The 16,306-nt window shown below is 41.1% G+C and carries 12 protein-coding genes; 4 read left to right on the forward strand and 8 right to left on the reverse strand.

Annotated features, from left to right (window positions below; genetic code table 11):
• Nucleotides 1-6 precede the first annotated feature (6 nt).
• The 6 genes from FAX86_RS07835 to FAX86_RS07860 form a co-directional block, all read right to left on the reverse strand.
• Complete coding sequence (locus FAX86_RS07835; RefSeq protein ID WP_144392776.1) at nucleotides 7-474, reverse strand: hypothetical protein; 468 nt, start codon at nucleotides 472-474, stop codon at nucleotides 7-9.
• 238 nt (nucleotides 475-712) lie between these two features.
• A complete protein-coding gene (locus FAX86_RS07840) occupies nucleotides 713-2,164 on the reverse strand; it encodes an NAD-dependent succinate-semialdehyde dehydrogenase (protein WP_144392777.1) in 1,452 nt (483 codons plus the stop codon).
• Between the two features lie 454 nt (nucleotides 2,165-2,618).
• Complete coding sequence (locus FAX86_RS07845; protein WP_144392778.1) at nucleotides 2,619-4,520, reverse strand: M28 family metallopeptidase; 1,902 nt, start codon at nucleotides 4,518-4,520, stop codon at nucleotides 2,619-2,621.
• An 87-nt stretch (nucleotides 4,521-4,607) separates the two neighbouring features.
• Nucleotides 4,608-6,830, reverse strand: coding sequence for a M4 family metallopeptidase (locus FAX86_RS07850; protein WP_205859124.1), 2,223 nt, complete (start codon nucleotides 6,828-6,830; stop codon nucleotides 4,608-4,610).
• Nucleotides 6,831-7,369: 539 nt separating this feature from the next.
• A complete protein-coding gene (locus tag FAX86_RS07855; RefSeq protein WP_144392779.1) occupies nucleotides 7,370-7,864 on the reverse strand; it encodes a hypothetical protein in 495 nt (164 codons plus the stop codon).
• A gap of 73 nt (nucleotides 7,865-7,937) precedes the next feature.
• Complete coding sequence (locus FAX86_RS07860; protein WP_144392780.1) at nucleotides 7,938-11,489, reverse strand: hydantoinase B/oxoprolinase family protein; 3,552 nt, start codon at nucleotides 11,487-11,489, stop codon at nucleotides 7,938-7,940.
• A gap of 250 nt (nucleotides 11,490-11,739) precedes the next feature.
• Here FAX86_RS07860 and FAX86_RS07865 point away from each other — a divergent pair, with 250 nt between their 5' ends.
• The 3 genes from FAX86_RS07865 (at nucleotide 11,740) to FAX86_RS07875 (ending at nucleotide 13,955) form a co-directional block, all read left to right on the forward strand.
• On the forward strand, nucleotides 11,740-12,306 hold the full coding sequence (locus FAX86_RS07865) for a TIGR02444 family protein (protein ID WP_144392781.1): 567 nt from the start codon (nucleotides 11,740-11,742) through the stop codon (nucleotides 12,304-12,306).
• 159 nt (nucleotides 12,307-12,465) lie between these two features.
• Complete coding sequence (gene zntR, locus FAX86_RS07870) at nucleotides 12,466-12,882, forward strand: Zn(2+)-responsive transcriptional regulator (protein WP_144392782.1); 417 nt, start codon at nucleotides 12,466-12,468, stop codon at nucleotides 12,880-12,882.
• On the forward strand, nucleotides 12,879-13,955 hold the full coding sequence (locus FAX86_RS07875; RefSeq protein WP_144392783.1) for an SO_0444 family Cu/Zn efflux transporter: 1,077 nt from the start codon (nucleotides 12,879-12,881) through the stop codon (nucleotides 13,953-13,955). Before zntR ends, FAX86_RS07875 begins: the two co-directional genes overlap by 4 nt.
• A 22-nt stretch (nucleotides 13,956-13,977) precedes the next feature.
• On the opposite strand, the gene FAX86_RS07880 is transcribed toward FAX86_RS07875, so the two are convergent.
• Nucleotides 13,978-14,505, reverse strand: a complete 528-nt coding sequence (locus FAX86_RS07880) for a hypothetical protein (protein WP_144392784.1) — start codon at nucleotides 14,503-14,505, stop codon at nucleotides 13,978-13,980.
• A gap of 286 nt (nucleotides 14,506-14,791) precedes the next feature.
• Here FAX86_RS07880 and FAX86_RS07885 point away from each other — a divergent pair, with 286 nt between their 5' ends.
• Complete coding sequence (locus tag FAX86_RS07885) at nucleotides 14,792-15,187, forward strand: DUF4878 domain-containing protein (protein ID WP_144392785.1); 396 nt, start codon at nucleotides 14,792-14,794, stop codon at nucleotides 15,185-15,187.
• 16 nt (nucleotides 15,188-15,203) lie between these two features.
• Here FAX86_RS07885 and FAX86_RS07890 read toward each other — a convergent pair whose 3' ends face one another.
• Nucleotides 15,204-16,145 (reverse strand): phospholipase A, encoded by a 942-nt coding sequence (locus FAX86_RS07890; protein WP_144392786.1) that lies wholly within the window; start codon nucleotides 16,143-16,145, stop codon nucleotides 15,204-15,206.
• Nucleotides 16,146-16,306 lie beyond the last annotated feature (161 nt).

Here is a 16,306-nt window from a genome sequence, read left to right on the forward strand (position 1 = left end):
CGATTACTAAGATCGAGGGCCTCGGGTAATATCGGATTCTTTATCTTCTTCTGCATCTTGATTTGGATTGCAGCTGTATTCGTTGTAATGACAAAGTTCACGACTTTCAATTTTTCTATAGTATTCGTATGTAACTCTCTGAAGTCTATCTGCATGTTCTCCATCTCGAGTGTCGCTGGGGCGAATATTTAAACAGTCGATTTCGCGACAGAAAATGCGTGCGGTTGATTCTTGCATATCGAGTGAAAAGACAGGGCGAGTAATTTCTCGAGTATATCGATAAGTAACTTGCATCATTAACTCAGCGGTTACGTGATCTCTTACCGGTACGACACTAATGCAGTCAATCGAATCACAAAATACATCGACCTGAGATTGGGATAGATCTTTTTGATAGACGACTAACTTTTCATTGGCATAAAGATTTGAGCAAAGAGTCGTTATGGTTAATAAAATTAATCCATACAGTTTCATAATTCACCTATTCGTATTTTTATATGTTGACTGACTGTTTCTGCCTTAAAGGCAGCTTTAATGGTACTTTTTTTGGCGGGCATAAATTAACACAGGTCAGACATTAACTACTATTGGTGAGACGATTTGTGTGAATATTAAACTAAAATTCAGTGAGTCAGATTAAAACGGTTGAAAAACATCCATGTTTTCTTTGATTTCTACAATGCTGAGTGAATGGTTTTAAATGAGTTAAAATTTATTCAATATCCCCAAAACAGGCGTACTTTACTTCGAGATATTCTTCAATTCCGTAGTGCGAGCCCTCGCGGCCAATACCCGATTCTTTCACACCACCAAAGGGAGCCATCGGATTGGATATAACGCCGGCGTTAATTCCAACCATTCCATATTCGAGCTGCTCCATCACACGATAACAGCGGCCAATATCTCTGGCGTAAAAGTAGGCAGCGAGACCATAGCGAGTGTCGTTTGCGAGTGCAATGGCTTCGTCTTCAGTATCAAAAGAGATTATTGGTGCAACAGGACCAAAAATTTCATTTTGTGCAATGGACATTGATTGAGACACATTTTTAATGAGAGTTGGTTGAAAAAAGTTCGATTCTCGGTCGAGTGGACTACCACCGATAAGAATTTCCGCTCCAGCTTGTGTCGCTTCTTTTACTAAATTATTCACATCAGAAAGTGCTTTTCGGTTAATCATTGGGCCGATTTCAATATCGGGTTCCATACCATTCCCCATTTTTAATAGCTTCACTTTTTCCGTCAACTGCTCGCAAAATTTGTCGTAAATTGTCGACTGGACCAAAATTCGATTGGCGCAAACGCAGGTTTGTCCTGTGTTACGAAATTTAGAAGCTAATGCACCTTCGACAGCTTTGTCGAGTTTGGCATCGTCAAAAACAATAAAAGGAGCGTTACCGCCTAATTCTAGAGATACTTTTTTAACGGTAGAAGCACACTGTTCTAAAAGTTTTTTGCCAACGTTAGTAGAACCTGTGAACGAAAACTTTGCTATGTCTGGGTGTTGAGTTAATACACGGCCCATTTCCGACGAGTTTTTTCCGACAACAATATTCAATACGCCATCAGGAATGCCCGCTTGTTGTGCGAGCTCAGCAAGCGCTAATGCTGATAGAGGGGTTTCACTTGCCGGACGGGCAACAACAGTGCAACCTGCCGCAAGGGCGGGTCCCGCTTTTCGTGTCAGCATTGAACTGGGAAAGTTCCAGGGAGTGATCATCCCAACGACTCCAATCGGCTGCTTAATCACACTGATTCGTCGGTCGTTGCTAGGAGCTGGCAATATTTCGCCATTCACTCTTTTGGCTTCCTCTGCATACCATTGAATAAATTTTGCACCATAGGCGATTTCAGCTTTTGATTCCGCAAGTGGTTTGCCTTGCTCGTACGTCATAATGGTAGCGAGATCGTCTTGATGTTTCATTATTAGTTGATACCAGTCGATTAATATATCGTGTTTTTCCAGTGCTGTGATTCTTGACCATTTAGTTTGTGCAGCGCGAGCTGCTGTAACAGCTAATTCAACCTGAGCAGCACCATCGTCATTCACTTTACAAATTTCTGAATTATCTGCGGGATTAAAAACAGCATAGGTTTTCGTGGATTCGAGCCAAGCACCATTAATGAATGATTGAGTTTTCAAAAGCTGTGTATTTTTTAATTTCATAGTCACTATTATGTCGTGGGTATATTTAGATCTTAGAAGTTGTATTGATTGAGTCAATGATTAAACATTCTAAACTCGAGTTATTCAATGATATGAGTGTTTTCAAAGTTGTTTATTGGAAGATGAAATGACGTTAGTTAGAGCTTAGGAAAACCGCCTATTGCAGTTGAGTAGAATTTAACAAAATCTTTTTTCAAATTCCGGTCATGCGATATTTTGATTTGAGAACAGCAAATGTCTTACATAAGAACTTTAAAATTACTGATGTTTTTGAAGCGATTAAGTGCCATCATTTTAAAGACCTGACACGGGAATGGAATCTGAGAGTGTCAAGGAATTTAAGTCGAGCGAGGAGCTCCTTAGGGAAAAAGGGATGCTCTTTCGCTGTGAAGAAAGCAATGTTGAATGCATAAAAAAAGATCCGGTTGCCCGGATCTTTTTTTGTTGGAGAAAGTTATTCTCCTGTGATGTTTAATGTAATTCCTGAACTGCTTTCGTAGCCACGAATACCAATGTGCCAAGTTCCAGCTGCTGGAGAGTTGAAGCTACAGGATTCTGAATTGCCCCATTTGTAGGGTCGACAATCGTAACTGCTGGTTGTCGGTTGTGAGCCTCGTCTAACATACAAATCGGCGTCGCCACTTCCACCTGAAATGTTGACATTTAAGTTGTCGAAACCGGCTGGAATCTCGACGGTATGATAATACCAAGCCGACCGCGCGACACTGATGTTTTCAATGGTATCATCAATAGAATCATCAGGAGGCGGAGGTGGTGGAGGATTATCATCGGCTGTGTAACTTCCGGTGAGCGATAAGCCGCTAAAGGTACGATAGGCTTTTATACGGATGTGGTAGACACCATTATTGCGATCCATATTACAAGTTTCGTTGTTGCCATTTCGGTAAGGGCGACAATCGTAAGTTGAATCGGTGGGTTCTGAGCCGAATCTTACGTATAAGTCGGCATCTCCGCTGCCACCATTGATAACGAAGCTAATGTTTTCTGCATTGTCGGGTACTTTCATCGTAAAAGTGATGTCGTTACCTTGGGATGCTGACAGGCCTGTTTTAGCAACACCATTTTCCAGCTCGTTAGGTGGTGTGTCATCGCCATTATCATCATCGTCATCGCTACCGCCACCATCACTTGCAAACTCGCCAACGAAGGCCGCAGATAATTTTAGGAAGTTGAATGAATGATCGACGTCGTAACTGGTGTCATTCGCGGTATGAATGCGTGAGTTTGAGTCGCCCATGTTCGATTCAAATGGCATTGAGGCCGCAAATCCACGGTTATGCCAAGAGGCATGATCAGAACAGCCATAGCCACATTGCGAAGTACCATAAACAACATCAGGCAAATAAGTATCTAATATTTGCATCATAAAGTTGTTTTGTCCGCTGTTGGTATAGTCGGTCATGAAAACGATGTCTCGGTTGGCGGTTCCTTTATTGCCAGTCATGTCAAATTGCACAACGCCGACAACATTTTTGCCTTCCGACTCGTATTGATTGGCGATTGCTTGTGAGCCACGTAAACCTACTTCTTCGGCGGCGTAACCCATAAACTGAACCGTTCGAGCGGGCTGATAGCCACTTTCAACGATAGCGCGCAGTGTTTCTGTGAGGACGGCAATACCAGAAGCATTGTCATCCATTCCAGGAGCACGTCCAGATGAACGGTTGAATTGGTTTATTGAGTCAAGGTGACCACCAATGACAATGATTTCATCGGGATTAGTGCTTCCGGTTACGGTAGCAATTACAGAAGGTTGAGCCCAACTGTGATTGTAAAGATCGACAGAAATATCGGATCGACCTTGTGCAATGGATTGCCACTCTTGGCGAATCCAGTTAGCAGCATCTACGCCGGATTGTTGCGTGTAATAGCGATTATTAAAGCTACTCAAACTATTGACGGTAGAAGTGAGGTTAGTTTTTGTTACGGCACCCAGCATTGTACTGACTTCTTGAGGGTTATCGATTGGGTATTCAACCGTTGTCAGTGCGTTAGTGACTAGGCTATTGGCATAGCTAATCGCTTGCTGTTTGTTTTCATGGAAAAAGAATCCGCCGCAGCGATTGAAGGAGTCATGCATTAGATGACTCAATTTGTCGATTTGGTTGGCGGGTAAACTGGCGACTCGAGCGCTGCTATTATTTTTGTGTAAAGATGCCGGTAAAAATTCGATATCTAGATCAAAAGACTTCTTGTTTTGAGCTTGAGTGGCTACGTCGTTTCCGATGGTGATCCATACTTTTTCATTGCCAGTTGGATCGCCTTGCTTTGCATAGACGTTAATTGCTAAAGAGCTGCCTGCAATTAACATCAAGAGTGATGTTAACTGTTTCATAATGCGTTACCTGAGGTGTCGTGTTGCTAAATAATTAGGGAAGTACAAAGTAGAAGGGGCACTTAATGTGCCCCTTCTTTTTGCCAGCTATTCGTTTGGATTAGCTGTGATATTGAGAGTGATATTTGAACTGGCCGAATATCCTCTTATACCTATGTACCATGTTCCAGCTGATGGTGCGCTGAAAGTACAAGTCTCGTTATTGCCCCAACGGTATGGTCGGCAATCGTAAGAACCTGTAGTTGGTTGTGCACCTTGACGGACGTATAAGTCACCGTCACCAGAACCACCAGAGATTGATACAGTCATGTCGGCATAATCTTCTACAAGAGTTACTTCATGGTAGTACCATTCGCCGCGAGCTAAGTCGATGTCACTGATAGTTTCGTCGATTGGACCTGGGCCTGGATCTGGATCTGGGTCACCACCACCGGTGAAGCTACCTACTAAGGTTACGCCGCTAAAGTTGCTATAAGCTTTTATGCGTACGTAGTAAGTGCCACCTGATTGAGAACCAGTACAAGTTTCATTGTTACCGTTTCTGTATGGACGGCAGTCGTAAGATGAATCAGTTGGTGCAGAACCAAATCGAGTGTATAAGTCTGCGTCACCTGAACCACCAGAGATGCTGAAAGAAATGTTAGTTGCACCTGCAGGTACTTCCATGGTCCAAACTTTGTCTTCACCGCGTGACATTGCGATACCAGAAACTGGAACACCATTCTCTAGCACGTCATCACTTGGATCTGGATCGGGATCTGGATCCGGATCTGGATCAGTCGAACAGTTTGGATTACTCACGTTTGAGTTAACACCCACTGCAGTAAGTGAAGCTTTAACGTCATTCACGTCGAAACCATAGTCACATGCTGCATCTAACACACCGTTACCAGCTTGGTCCCAGTTAGTGTTGGCTGTCCAATATTGCATGTTCGCACGGGCGTAAATTTGAAAAGCTTTTTTAGTATCCCAACCTGCTGTTGTTGCTAGCAAGTAGAAGGCTTTATTGTAAACACCAGAGCTGAAGTGCACATCCATTCCTGAAGTGTAATCATCAGCATGCCCAATTGAGCGATTATCTTGAGGAGGGTTTGCCATATAACGAAGCGCACCGTTCGACTTAAAGATATCGGCACCCACTAACCAGTCGTTAGTGCCTTTCATATAATACTCTGCCGCTTCACCCGCGATATCAGAGAAAGCTTCGTTTAGACCACCTGAACGGTTGCGATAAACTAGACCTGAATTTTGCTCAGTGAAACCATGGCTGACTTCGTGTGCAGAAACGTCAAGACTAACTAATGGGTAGAAAGTATTTCGACCATCACCGAAGGTCATTGCACTGCCATCCCAGAAAGCATTTTCATAGTTTCTTGAGTAGTGAACGCGCATCGTTAACTGGAAACTGAGTGGAGCTGTGTTCATCCAGTCGCTGTACATATCAAAAACAACACCACCAAAGTAGTGTGCGTCATTCAATGGTGCGTAAGCGCCGTTTATTTCTTGAAAGGTATTTTCTGGACAGGCAAAGCTGTATGCCGTTGAACCACTTGTACCACCATTCAAATTCACTGTTTTAACATTGGCGTTATTCATCGTACATGTGCTGCCAGATTGACTCACGTCTAATTCTGGGAAATCAACACCGTATTCATAACGACCTGTTTTTACGTTTCCGCCTGGCCCTGTAGCGTGCTGAAGGTTATCGTACTTATCTAAGATAGCACCAGTGCTAGCGTCGATAATCATGTAAGGACGTGAAGGTTCGTCAGCGTGTTGAACGTAAGTAACTTCATAAACTAAACGCGCTTTGCTTGACTCATCAAGCCAAATACCCAATTTAGTTTTTTCATTCTCGAAATGAACTTTTCGTTTTGAAACACTGTTTGCACTGGCTTGTTTAGCAACACGTAGCGCATCTTTCTTTGATATTTTTGCTTTCGTGCTTTTTAAGTCGTTTGCTATGCCGTTAATGGCAAAACCGTGAGCGTGTTTGAAACTTCCGTCACCGGTGCGAGTGATAATAACGTCGTCGCCAATGACTGGAAGACCTTTGTACATTTGAGTGTAACGAACAGTGGTTTGTCCGTTACTGTCTCGATAGGTTTTACGGGCTTTCAAAGAGTTACCTTCGCTAAGTCCGATAAATTTAGCAGGTTCAGCAGCAGTGATGCCTGCTCCAGATTTTGAAAGTGCGGTTAAATAGTTATTTTGTTCGTTCAAGTAGTGTTTGTCTGCCCCCAGAACACTACCAGAAAACATTACTCCAACAGCGATAGCACTGAGCGCGTGCTTAGGTTTGATGTACATAACGTATCCTTATAGTTGTAATTTCTATAATCGCAGATACAACTTAAATCGCGATTGTTCACATCGATCATGACATCGACAACTTGGACAACGCGTTTGTCCAACTCATCACATGCGATTTAAAGCATCAAGGTGCACCTAAGACGCAGTCTGTAGAATAGAAATTAAACAGCGATGACTCAAATAAAAATTTTAAAAAAATCGCAAAAACTAGTGTGAATATTCACATATTTGTGAGATATCGAGGCGCAATTCTTTATATGAAAATATTTATCTCAGGTTGATCAGTTTGTGAAAATTGAGGTGGTTAAAAAACAAACTGATTTTTTCATTTTAGTTAAGTTTTTCTTAATTTTTTTGTTCTTTTTTTGTTCAATAAAAGTTGAAGATGTTTTTAACTTGGAAGAAAAGAAATTAAAGCTTCGGTTGAAGGTTAGGTGGACACTGAATGTTTGAATCTTGGTTATACAACTTTGAGGGTGTATGTCGCAGTGCACAGAAAATATCTCGCTCGTTATCAACGAGCGAGAATAAAAGTGTTATTTTTTTAACGCTAATATTAGTTCGGGTAGTACTTTATTTTTTAACATTTTTAAGGCTGCTGTTTCCGAGTTGCAACCTTGGCAAACCGATGACGCATTGAATTGAGTTGCTGTTACTTGGTAAACCTCATTGAAAATAGTTTTGCCATCGTTTTCTAATATATAATGTGCTTTCAGTTCCAATGGCCATTCATTCTGAGATTTTTGAGCGTAAAGAAAAGTGACGCGCAATGTGGTGGTAAATCCAGATATGTCTCTACCATCGCCCTCGTATTGAGTTGCTGCAAATATTAGTTTTTCGTCGATAGCTTGCGCCAGCTCTCTGCCATGAATAATTCTTAATTTTTTTTCTAATGGCTTGTAAGCATCACCATAAGTAAATAGCTGTAAAGATTTGTCCATGAGTGGACCGTCATTTTCATTGGTCGACTTCGATCCACATCCGTATAGTCCCAGTACCATGGTTAAAAATAGTATTTTACTAAAGTGCATATTTTTTAATCCTAAAAAGTCACAGTTGTGACATTGTTAAAATGAATCTTGTTATATTATTATTTGCCGCGAACTACTGTTCGCCATAACCACCACCACCTGGCGTTTTAATTTCTAAGCGGTCGTTAACATTTACGTTTACTTCACAGCAAGCAGTCAGCGTTTGGGTTTCTCCATTGGAACGGAGGAGTTTATTTGAGCCAGGAGCACCAGGGTTTCCTCCAGCAAGTCCAAAAGGACCATGTTTTCTATTATTTGATAATATAGACACTGTCATTGGCTCTAGAAAGCGAAATCGACGAGTGAGACCTTCTCCTCCCGAATATTTACCATGTCCGCCGCTATTTTTTCGAACAGAAAATTCCTCTAGTACGACAGGATAGCGTTGTTCAATTACTTCTGCATCAGTGATACGAGAGTTGGTCATGTGAGTCTGAACACCATCGGTACCGGAATACCCATTGCCCGCGCCAGACCCGCCGGCAATGGTTTCGTAGTATTGATAGGTTTTATTGCCGAACGTGAAATTATTCATGGTTCCCTGAGCGCCAGCTTGAAGCTTTAACGCACCAAAAATTGCATCGGTTATGATTTGTGATGTTTCAACGTTACCAGCAACGACCGCCGCTGGAGGTTTTGGGTTGAGCATGGTTTTTTCTGGAACAATTAATGAAACCGGCCTCAAGCATCCTTCGTTGAGTGGAATATCGTCGGTTACCAAACTCCTTAATACATACAAGACGGCAGCACGGGTAACCGATAAAGGAGCATTAAAATTATTTGATTGTTGTTCGCTACTACCGGTGAAATCAAACTCTAAATGATCGTCATCTACCTTGTTAATCGCGACTTGGATTTTTGCGCCAAAGTCCATTGGGTATTCGAAGGTGCCAGGCGCTAACGCTTTTATTGCTTGCTTAATTGCTTGTTCTGCATTGTCTTGAACATAGTCCATATATTTACTAACTGTTTGGTTTCCATAATGTTCCGCTGCGTTTAATAGTTCTTTGATACCACGTTGGTTTGCTGCAATTTGTGCTTTTAAGTCAGCTAGAGTTTGTTCAAAGTTACGTGCTGGAAACTCGGCCTCTAGCAGCAATTTTCTTAACGACTCAATATTGAGCTTGCCTTGACTGACTAGTTTAAAGTTATCAATCAACACACCTTCTTCAGCAATTGTTTGGCTTGACGCTGGCATGGAGCCGGGTGTGGTTCCACCAATATCAGCATGATGGCCGCGAGATGCGACCCAGTAGTGAAGGTTTTCAGCGATAAAAACTGGAGAGACAAGAGTGATGTCGGGTAAATGAGTTCCACCGTGATAGGGAGAATTCAACATGAAACAGTCGCCCGACTTAATGTCAGAGTTATTATGAATAATATGGCGAACACTATCGCTCATGGAGCCCAGGTGAACTGGCATGTGAGGAGCATTGGCGATCAAGTCGCCTTTGTTATTGAAGATCGCACATGAAAAATCCAGTCGTTCTTTAATATTTACGGAGTGAGCCGTCTTTTGTAGAACGGCGCCCATTTGTTCAGCGATGTACATGTATAGATTATTAAAAATTTCTAATCGTGTTGGGGTCAGCTGGGTATCGTTCTTTTCAATGGTTGCTGCTGAATTAACTTGCTCGAGAATAAAGTGGTTGCCTTTAATTTTTTTTGCTTGCCAGTTAGGCTCGATGACTAATGTTGTTGTTTGATTAAATAATATTGCTGGTCCAGCAATGACTTCGTTAAGCGTTACTGAATCTGTGGGAATGTATTGAGTGGGTAGCCATTGGTTATTGAACCAGACATCGTGAGTCTCTATCGTTGCTTTATGAGAAAACTGATCAGGCTCTTCGAAGAGCGGTTGTTCAAGAGTCGATTTGAAATCGACTTGTTTGATAATTATTGGTGTTGACTCATTGATAAATCCAAACTGCTGTTGATGTTGTTGTTCAAACTCAGTCTTGAGTAAGTCGAGCGTTGATAACTCCAAAATGATCGTTTGTTCGGAATTTTCGTAGTGTATATGCAATAAGATATTTGAGGTGACATTACTGCCTTGTTTAAGTAGTTCCGCTTCTTGACGCTCAATGACTGATTTTGAAAGAGTTGTTATTTTATTCAGCAATTCATTGGTTAACTGGGTTCCATAAAATTCATTGTGTTCTTTGCCGATATAACTGCATCCCATTCCAAATGCAGAAAGTAAACTTGACTGTGAGTGAACAAAAACTTTTTTAATACCTAATTCTTCGGCAACGAGACAGGCATGTTGACCACCGGCGCCACCAAAAGCATTAATGGCAAATTCATTTAATTCAATTCCTTTTTGGGTGGAGATGGTTTTGATGGCGTTAGCCATACTGTTGACTGCAATTTTCAGAAAGTCTGATGCTAATGTAAGAGGTGTATGATTCATTTGTGTTGCTTTATTGACCTGTTCTGTCAATTCTTCAAATGCTTTAGCGCAGGCTGCTGTATCGACCGGCTGTTGACCATCTTCGCCAAAGACTTTGGGAAAAAACTTAGGACGAATTTTTTTACATAAGACATTGATATCAGTGACCGATAGATGGCCATTTTTTCCATAACTGACTGGGCCGGGATAAGCGCCACTTGACTCAGGTCCTACGCGAAAACGCTGACCATCAAACCAAAGTCGGGAGCCACCACCAGCGGCAACGGTATGAACCGCGAGCATAGGCGCTCGCAGATTAATTTGGGCAATCTCATTCTCTTGAGAAATTTCAAATTGTCCAGTGAAGAGTGATACGTCAGTGGATGTGCCGCCCATATCAAATCCGATGACTTTATCAAAACCGGCTTTTTCAGCTGTTCTAGCCATAGCAACAATACCGCCGGCTGGTCCTGATAATACGGCATCTTTTCCATGAAAGTTTTTCAGATCGGTGAGATCGCCATTGCTTTGCATAAACAGCATTGGTGTTTGCCCTAACCGATTTTGCAGCTTTGACAAATAACGTTGTAGAACCGGTGATAAATAAGCATCGGCAACCGTAGTTTCTGCACGTGGCAATATTTTGGGAAAAGGACTGGCTTCATGAGATAGCGAGATATGTTCGTAGCCAATATTTTTTGCGAGTGACGCAATTGCTTTTTCATGTTTTGCATTAGTACAAGAATGCATCAAAATAATTGCGATGGATCGAAATCCATTATCGTAAAACGATTGAAGGGCTTGCACTGTTTTTTCTTTATTAAGTGATTGAGTTATTTTGCCGTGGGCATCAATACGCTCTTCAATTTCAATAACACCTTTATATAAAGGTTTCTCTTTTTCGATATGCTGTCTAAATAAGTGCGAGCGGTGTTGGCTTCGAATGGTTAATAGATCTCCAAAGCCTTGAGTGATTGCCATCAGTGTCTTTTCTCCGCGCCGCTCAAGTAGTGCGTTAGTGGCGACAGTCGTCCCCATCTTAACAACGTCAATCTCATTGTTGTGATGACCAGCCTGTTGTAAACACTGTTCAATGCCAAACAAAACTGCGTCTTCGTAATGGTCTGGCGCTTCAGATAAATATTTGGCGGAATGCAGTTGCTGATCAGGAGAAATCGCTAATATGTCAGTGAATGTCCCACCACGGTCAACCCAAAATTTCCAATTATTCAAAGTAATGTCTCTTATAAGGCTGTGATTCAATGTGAAGAGTAGTACGATAACGAATGCGATAAGAAAAGCCAATGTGCGCTAAGAATAATGTTGCCAAATGACAACCAAAAAGTGGTATTAACATAATTTTAACACGGTCAGTGTTTAGTATTTTACTCTGGTCCAATGTATGGCATTTTGGGTGTCTTATGAAAAATTGTCACAATACAAATAGCGTCGCTCTGCTATAGTTAGTCGGGGGAGGATTTCAATGACCGAATCAGCAATTTTTGACAGGCAGCAATTTTGGCAGTTCAGCTTTGAGTTTTATCAGCAGGACAATATTGAAGAAGCGTGTTTAAAGCTTCAGGATGACTTTGACCTAAATATTAATGTCATTTTATTTTTGCTTTGGTACTCAACGCATGCGCAAAAAGTAATTAGTACCAAGCAGGTAGAAGGGTTACTTGACGCAATATCGGTCGCCGACGAGAGAGTTCAGGAGTTTCGTCAGTTTAGGAAAACTTTTTTAGCAAAAGTGTCTCATCAAGAAGTTGCCGACATGCACGATGTTCGTCAGGCATTGTTAGACACGGAGTTAACTCTTGAGTCAAAAGTGCAACATGTGATTATTGAATATGCGAATGAGCATCTTATTTTACCCGGTAATGTGGAACCTATTGTGGAACATCCCATTGAGTTAGATTTTGTAGCGCATGAAAACTTGGATATTTATTGTCGTTATTTGCATCCTGAGACTTGCCGCGAGATTTTTCAGGCGCAACAAGATTTAATTAATACTTTAATTCATTTTCCTTTCAAAGAATTAGCTGCTTAATTAGTTGGCCGTCTAATCGATAATACGCACTGCAGGAAAGCATTACGGCTAATTAATTCTGCAATCTCTTGATTGATCCTTGAAATGTGGACTATTTGACACTGGAGTTAACTTCAGGGTTTATAATAATTACTCATTGATCATCAAATTAAGTTAATTATGTTTAAGATTAAGCAAGCAGCTCTATTAAGCGGCTTTTCTGTCGATACGCTTAGATTTTATGATAAGAATGGGCTCGCAGAGCCAAGTAAGCGCTCGCAATCTGGTTATCGCCTCTATTCTGATGAAGATATAATGCGTTTGCGCTTTATAAAGCATGCTAAACAAGTCGGGTTTAGTCTCGATAGTGTTAAAGAATTGTTGGATCTACGTTCTCACAAAGATGAAAAGTCTTGTGAAGATGTTAAAGAAGTAACTCGACATAAGTTAGAAGAAGTTGATCAGCGCATTCAAGAGCTCACTCGTATGCGCTCTGCATTACTCAAATTATATAAACAGTGCGATGGTGGCGATGCATCTGCTGAGCAATGTACGATTTTAAAAGCGTTAGATGATGTTGTGGGAGCCAGCGTATGATTACCGAATTTATCAATAATTTAACGTCTATTTGGCTGGAATCGGCACCTTGGTTGATTTTGGGTCTTATCATAGCTGGGTTGATGAAGGTGCTCATTCCTGCCGATTGGATGAATCGTCAATTGGGAAAAAATAGCCGCTACAGCATTTTAAAAGCAGCGGTCATCGGAGCCCCGCTGCCTCTTTGTAGTTGCGGAGTAGTTCCTGCTGCTTTGGGATTACGGCGAGCTGGCGCATCTAAAGGAGCAACTGTCTCGTTTTTAGTGTCGACGCCAGAAACTGGTCCAGACTCTATTTCCTTATCTTACGCTTTGCTGGGGCCCTTTATGGCAATTATTCGTCCCATCGCAGCGATTGTTAGTGCGATTGTTTCTGGTTTTTTAGTGAAAGAGTACTCGACGGAATTTACTCAGGATACAGGAGTTAAAAATGACAGCGGTTGTTGCGCGTCGAAAGTGACTCAGCCCAGTTGTTGTGGCTCATCGGTTGAAAAGAAAAATTCTTTCATTGAAGATGCAATAGGTGGATTAAATTATGCATTTGGACAATTACTCAAAGACATCGCCGGTTGGTTAATTTTTGGAATCGTCATTGCCGCTTTGATTCAAACTTTTGTTCCTACCGAATGGCTAGCGCAATGGGGTAGTGGATTATATGCAATGCTGATAATGGCGGTCATTGGTATTCCTATGTACATTTGTGCATCTGCTTCAACGCCAATTGCTGCTGGTTTTCTGGTTGCAGGAGTATCGCCAGGGGCTATTTTGGTATTTATGTTAGCCGGTCCTGCCACCAATATCGGAACATTAGGCATCATTAAAAAAGAGCTGGGTGGTCAGGCTTTATTTGCCTATTTATTTGGCGTCATTTTCTGCGCTTTAGGATTCGGCTTTCTTACCGACTTCCTTCTACAGCGGTTTGAATGGCAAAATGCTATTGTTTCAGGAGTTGACTCTGTGCATCATTACAATGGATTTGAGATCGCTTTATCTTTGATATTAGCCGGATTTATTGTACAGAGCCTCATAGGCTCTATTCGTAATCGATGGTTTTCAAAACCCGAAACTTTATAAGTGTCGAGTTTATTTCATAAAATTACTTTTGGGGTTCCTGCGGTTTCGAGCGTTTGGGATCCCAGGCGCCAGGTGGTTTAACCATTTTGTCGTTTCGCTCGACAGTAACAAATTTAAAGGTATCGATATTAAATAAAAATCCCCAATATCGTTTGTCACCTCGGCAAGTCACAACTCCACGACGAATCGGGTCGACTTCTAAATCAGCATCTTTTGGGAAAAAGTTGCCGTAGAAATAGGACTCTCCTTCTAATTCAAAGCCAATGTATTGGCGTTTGTAATTGTTCAGAGCTTCTGGCACGAAACTCGCTTTTTGCTCTTTGAGTTTTTCCAGGTGTTTCACCAGTCTCTTTTCAATTGCGTCGACCTGCGCCTCGGTGACTCGCCAAAAGGTTTCTGGATAATAAACACTGCGCGTGCATTGTTCTACCAGTTGCCAGCCCCGATCATCGGGCATAATGTAAATGAATTTCTCACGATTGTCGGAGCGTGGTTCAGAGGCGAAACTCATTGAGCTGATTAAGCCGATTAAAAGCAGAGTTTTTAACATATCACATCCAAAATGCTGATACTTTAGCTAACGGAATAAGTCCGTAGTAAGGGGTTAACTGTTTATCTCAAAGGATAACAAAGTTGTATCATTCACCAAATGGGTAAGCTTTTCAATTATCAAGGATAATTAATCTGTGAAATTGTATTTCACCAACTACTTTTCGGTTTTTGAAAAAAGCTTATAACCCGACATTGTAATTGATTTGCCGATTTATTTGAGATATTGAAAAGGGCGCTTATACTTATAAGTACCCCGTAAAAGATGAAAAAATGCGAGTCATGTAGTGAGTCGAGTACTTATCGTAGTGTTATTTAGCCTTGTTTTGATTGGTTGTGGTGTGGATCAGTCTGACCCCAAAGTTGTAGCGAAAGAATACGTTGAAGCTGTTTATTATGCTAATTTGCCAAGATTCAAGCAGCTAGTACAAGAAAAGGACTACAACGCAACGGATGATTACTCGCTTTTTATAAAGAAGGACTCAACTGCAAAAAGTAATACGCGCAAATTTCGCGGTGATATATCTTTAGTAGCGGTGACGGATCATTATCAAAAAGACGATCGTGCTAGAGCACGAGTCAAGGTTGAGTTTAATAATGGAGAGCGTCGCTTACTGTCAATTCAAATGCATAAAGTGGGCGAAAATTGGTATGTCAATCCGATGAGTTGGTCTCGCTGGTAGCTTTCTTGTTTGAGCTTTAGAGCCAATTATTTAACATTATTCCTATTCCTAACCGCGTATTTCTATAATTATAATCGAGAAGAGTTTCTCCATAGCCATGGAATACTTGAACATAACCTCGTACCTTTTTTGAAAAGGGGTATGAGTAGTTAATTTCGACAGCTCCTCTGTTATCCGAACGCAAATTATTTCGAATCATGATGGACAGTTCATTCTCATTAATCTTTCTAAAAGCTCGAAGCTCAAAATAACCGTAATAGTCATCAATATCCGGGTTGTCGTCGCCTTTTACGTCGAACTCATTTTCTTTTTGTCGCTCCGGAATACGCCACCAGGGTTTGAAACTGATGTAGAAATTTTCGTATTCAAGCAAAATATTGGTGTAAAGTCGATTCCAGCTACGGGATAAATTACCAGACTGTCCGTTACTTTGGTGGGATATTCCGAAAGTAACTAAGGGTATTCGAGTGCCCCAAAATGATTGCTCTGTTGTAAACATCATCATTATTTCAGGTTCGTGATTGGTATCTCGGAATGGGCTTGACTCATCTGTGTTGTAGGCTTGCCAAACTGACTGAGAGGTGTACCCAAAAAATAAATAACCATTATCGCCAAAGAAAGTCGACTTAATAACAGGAACTTTAAAGCTAACTTGAAATTTAACTTCCGCATTCATAAGTGAGCGGTTGGAGTCAGCAAAAGGCGCTTCGTTAGGATTATCAAGATACGTGAACGGGAGAATATAATTTACTTTATGCGGAATAATCGCAAATGTATTGTCATAAGCATCAAGCTCATTTTTGATTCTTTTCTTTACTAACTGATGATGGTCATTTGAGCTTTCTTCTGTACTTTTCAATGTCAGCTCAACGTTTCCAGATTCTTGCTCTGGTTCACTAATAGCATACGCTGATAAAGTAAGCGTCGATGAAATGATGAGTGTTATGAATGCTTTCATGAATAGTGTTAATATGAGTTATTATCCACAGAAGTGTATCATGTGTTTATCGTCTTGCTAATTAAAATATTGACACAGTATTCAATATAGAACGCTGCTTTTAATTAGCGGAACTCTAAATTTATTTGATTAACAATTTTAACGATACTAGAGCATTGAAG

Source organism: Pleionea sediminis, assembly GCF_007570825.1.
Classification (GTDB): Bacteria; Pseudomonadota; Gammaproteobacteria; order Enterobacterales; family Kangiellaceae; genus Pleionea; species Pleionea sediminis.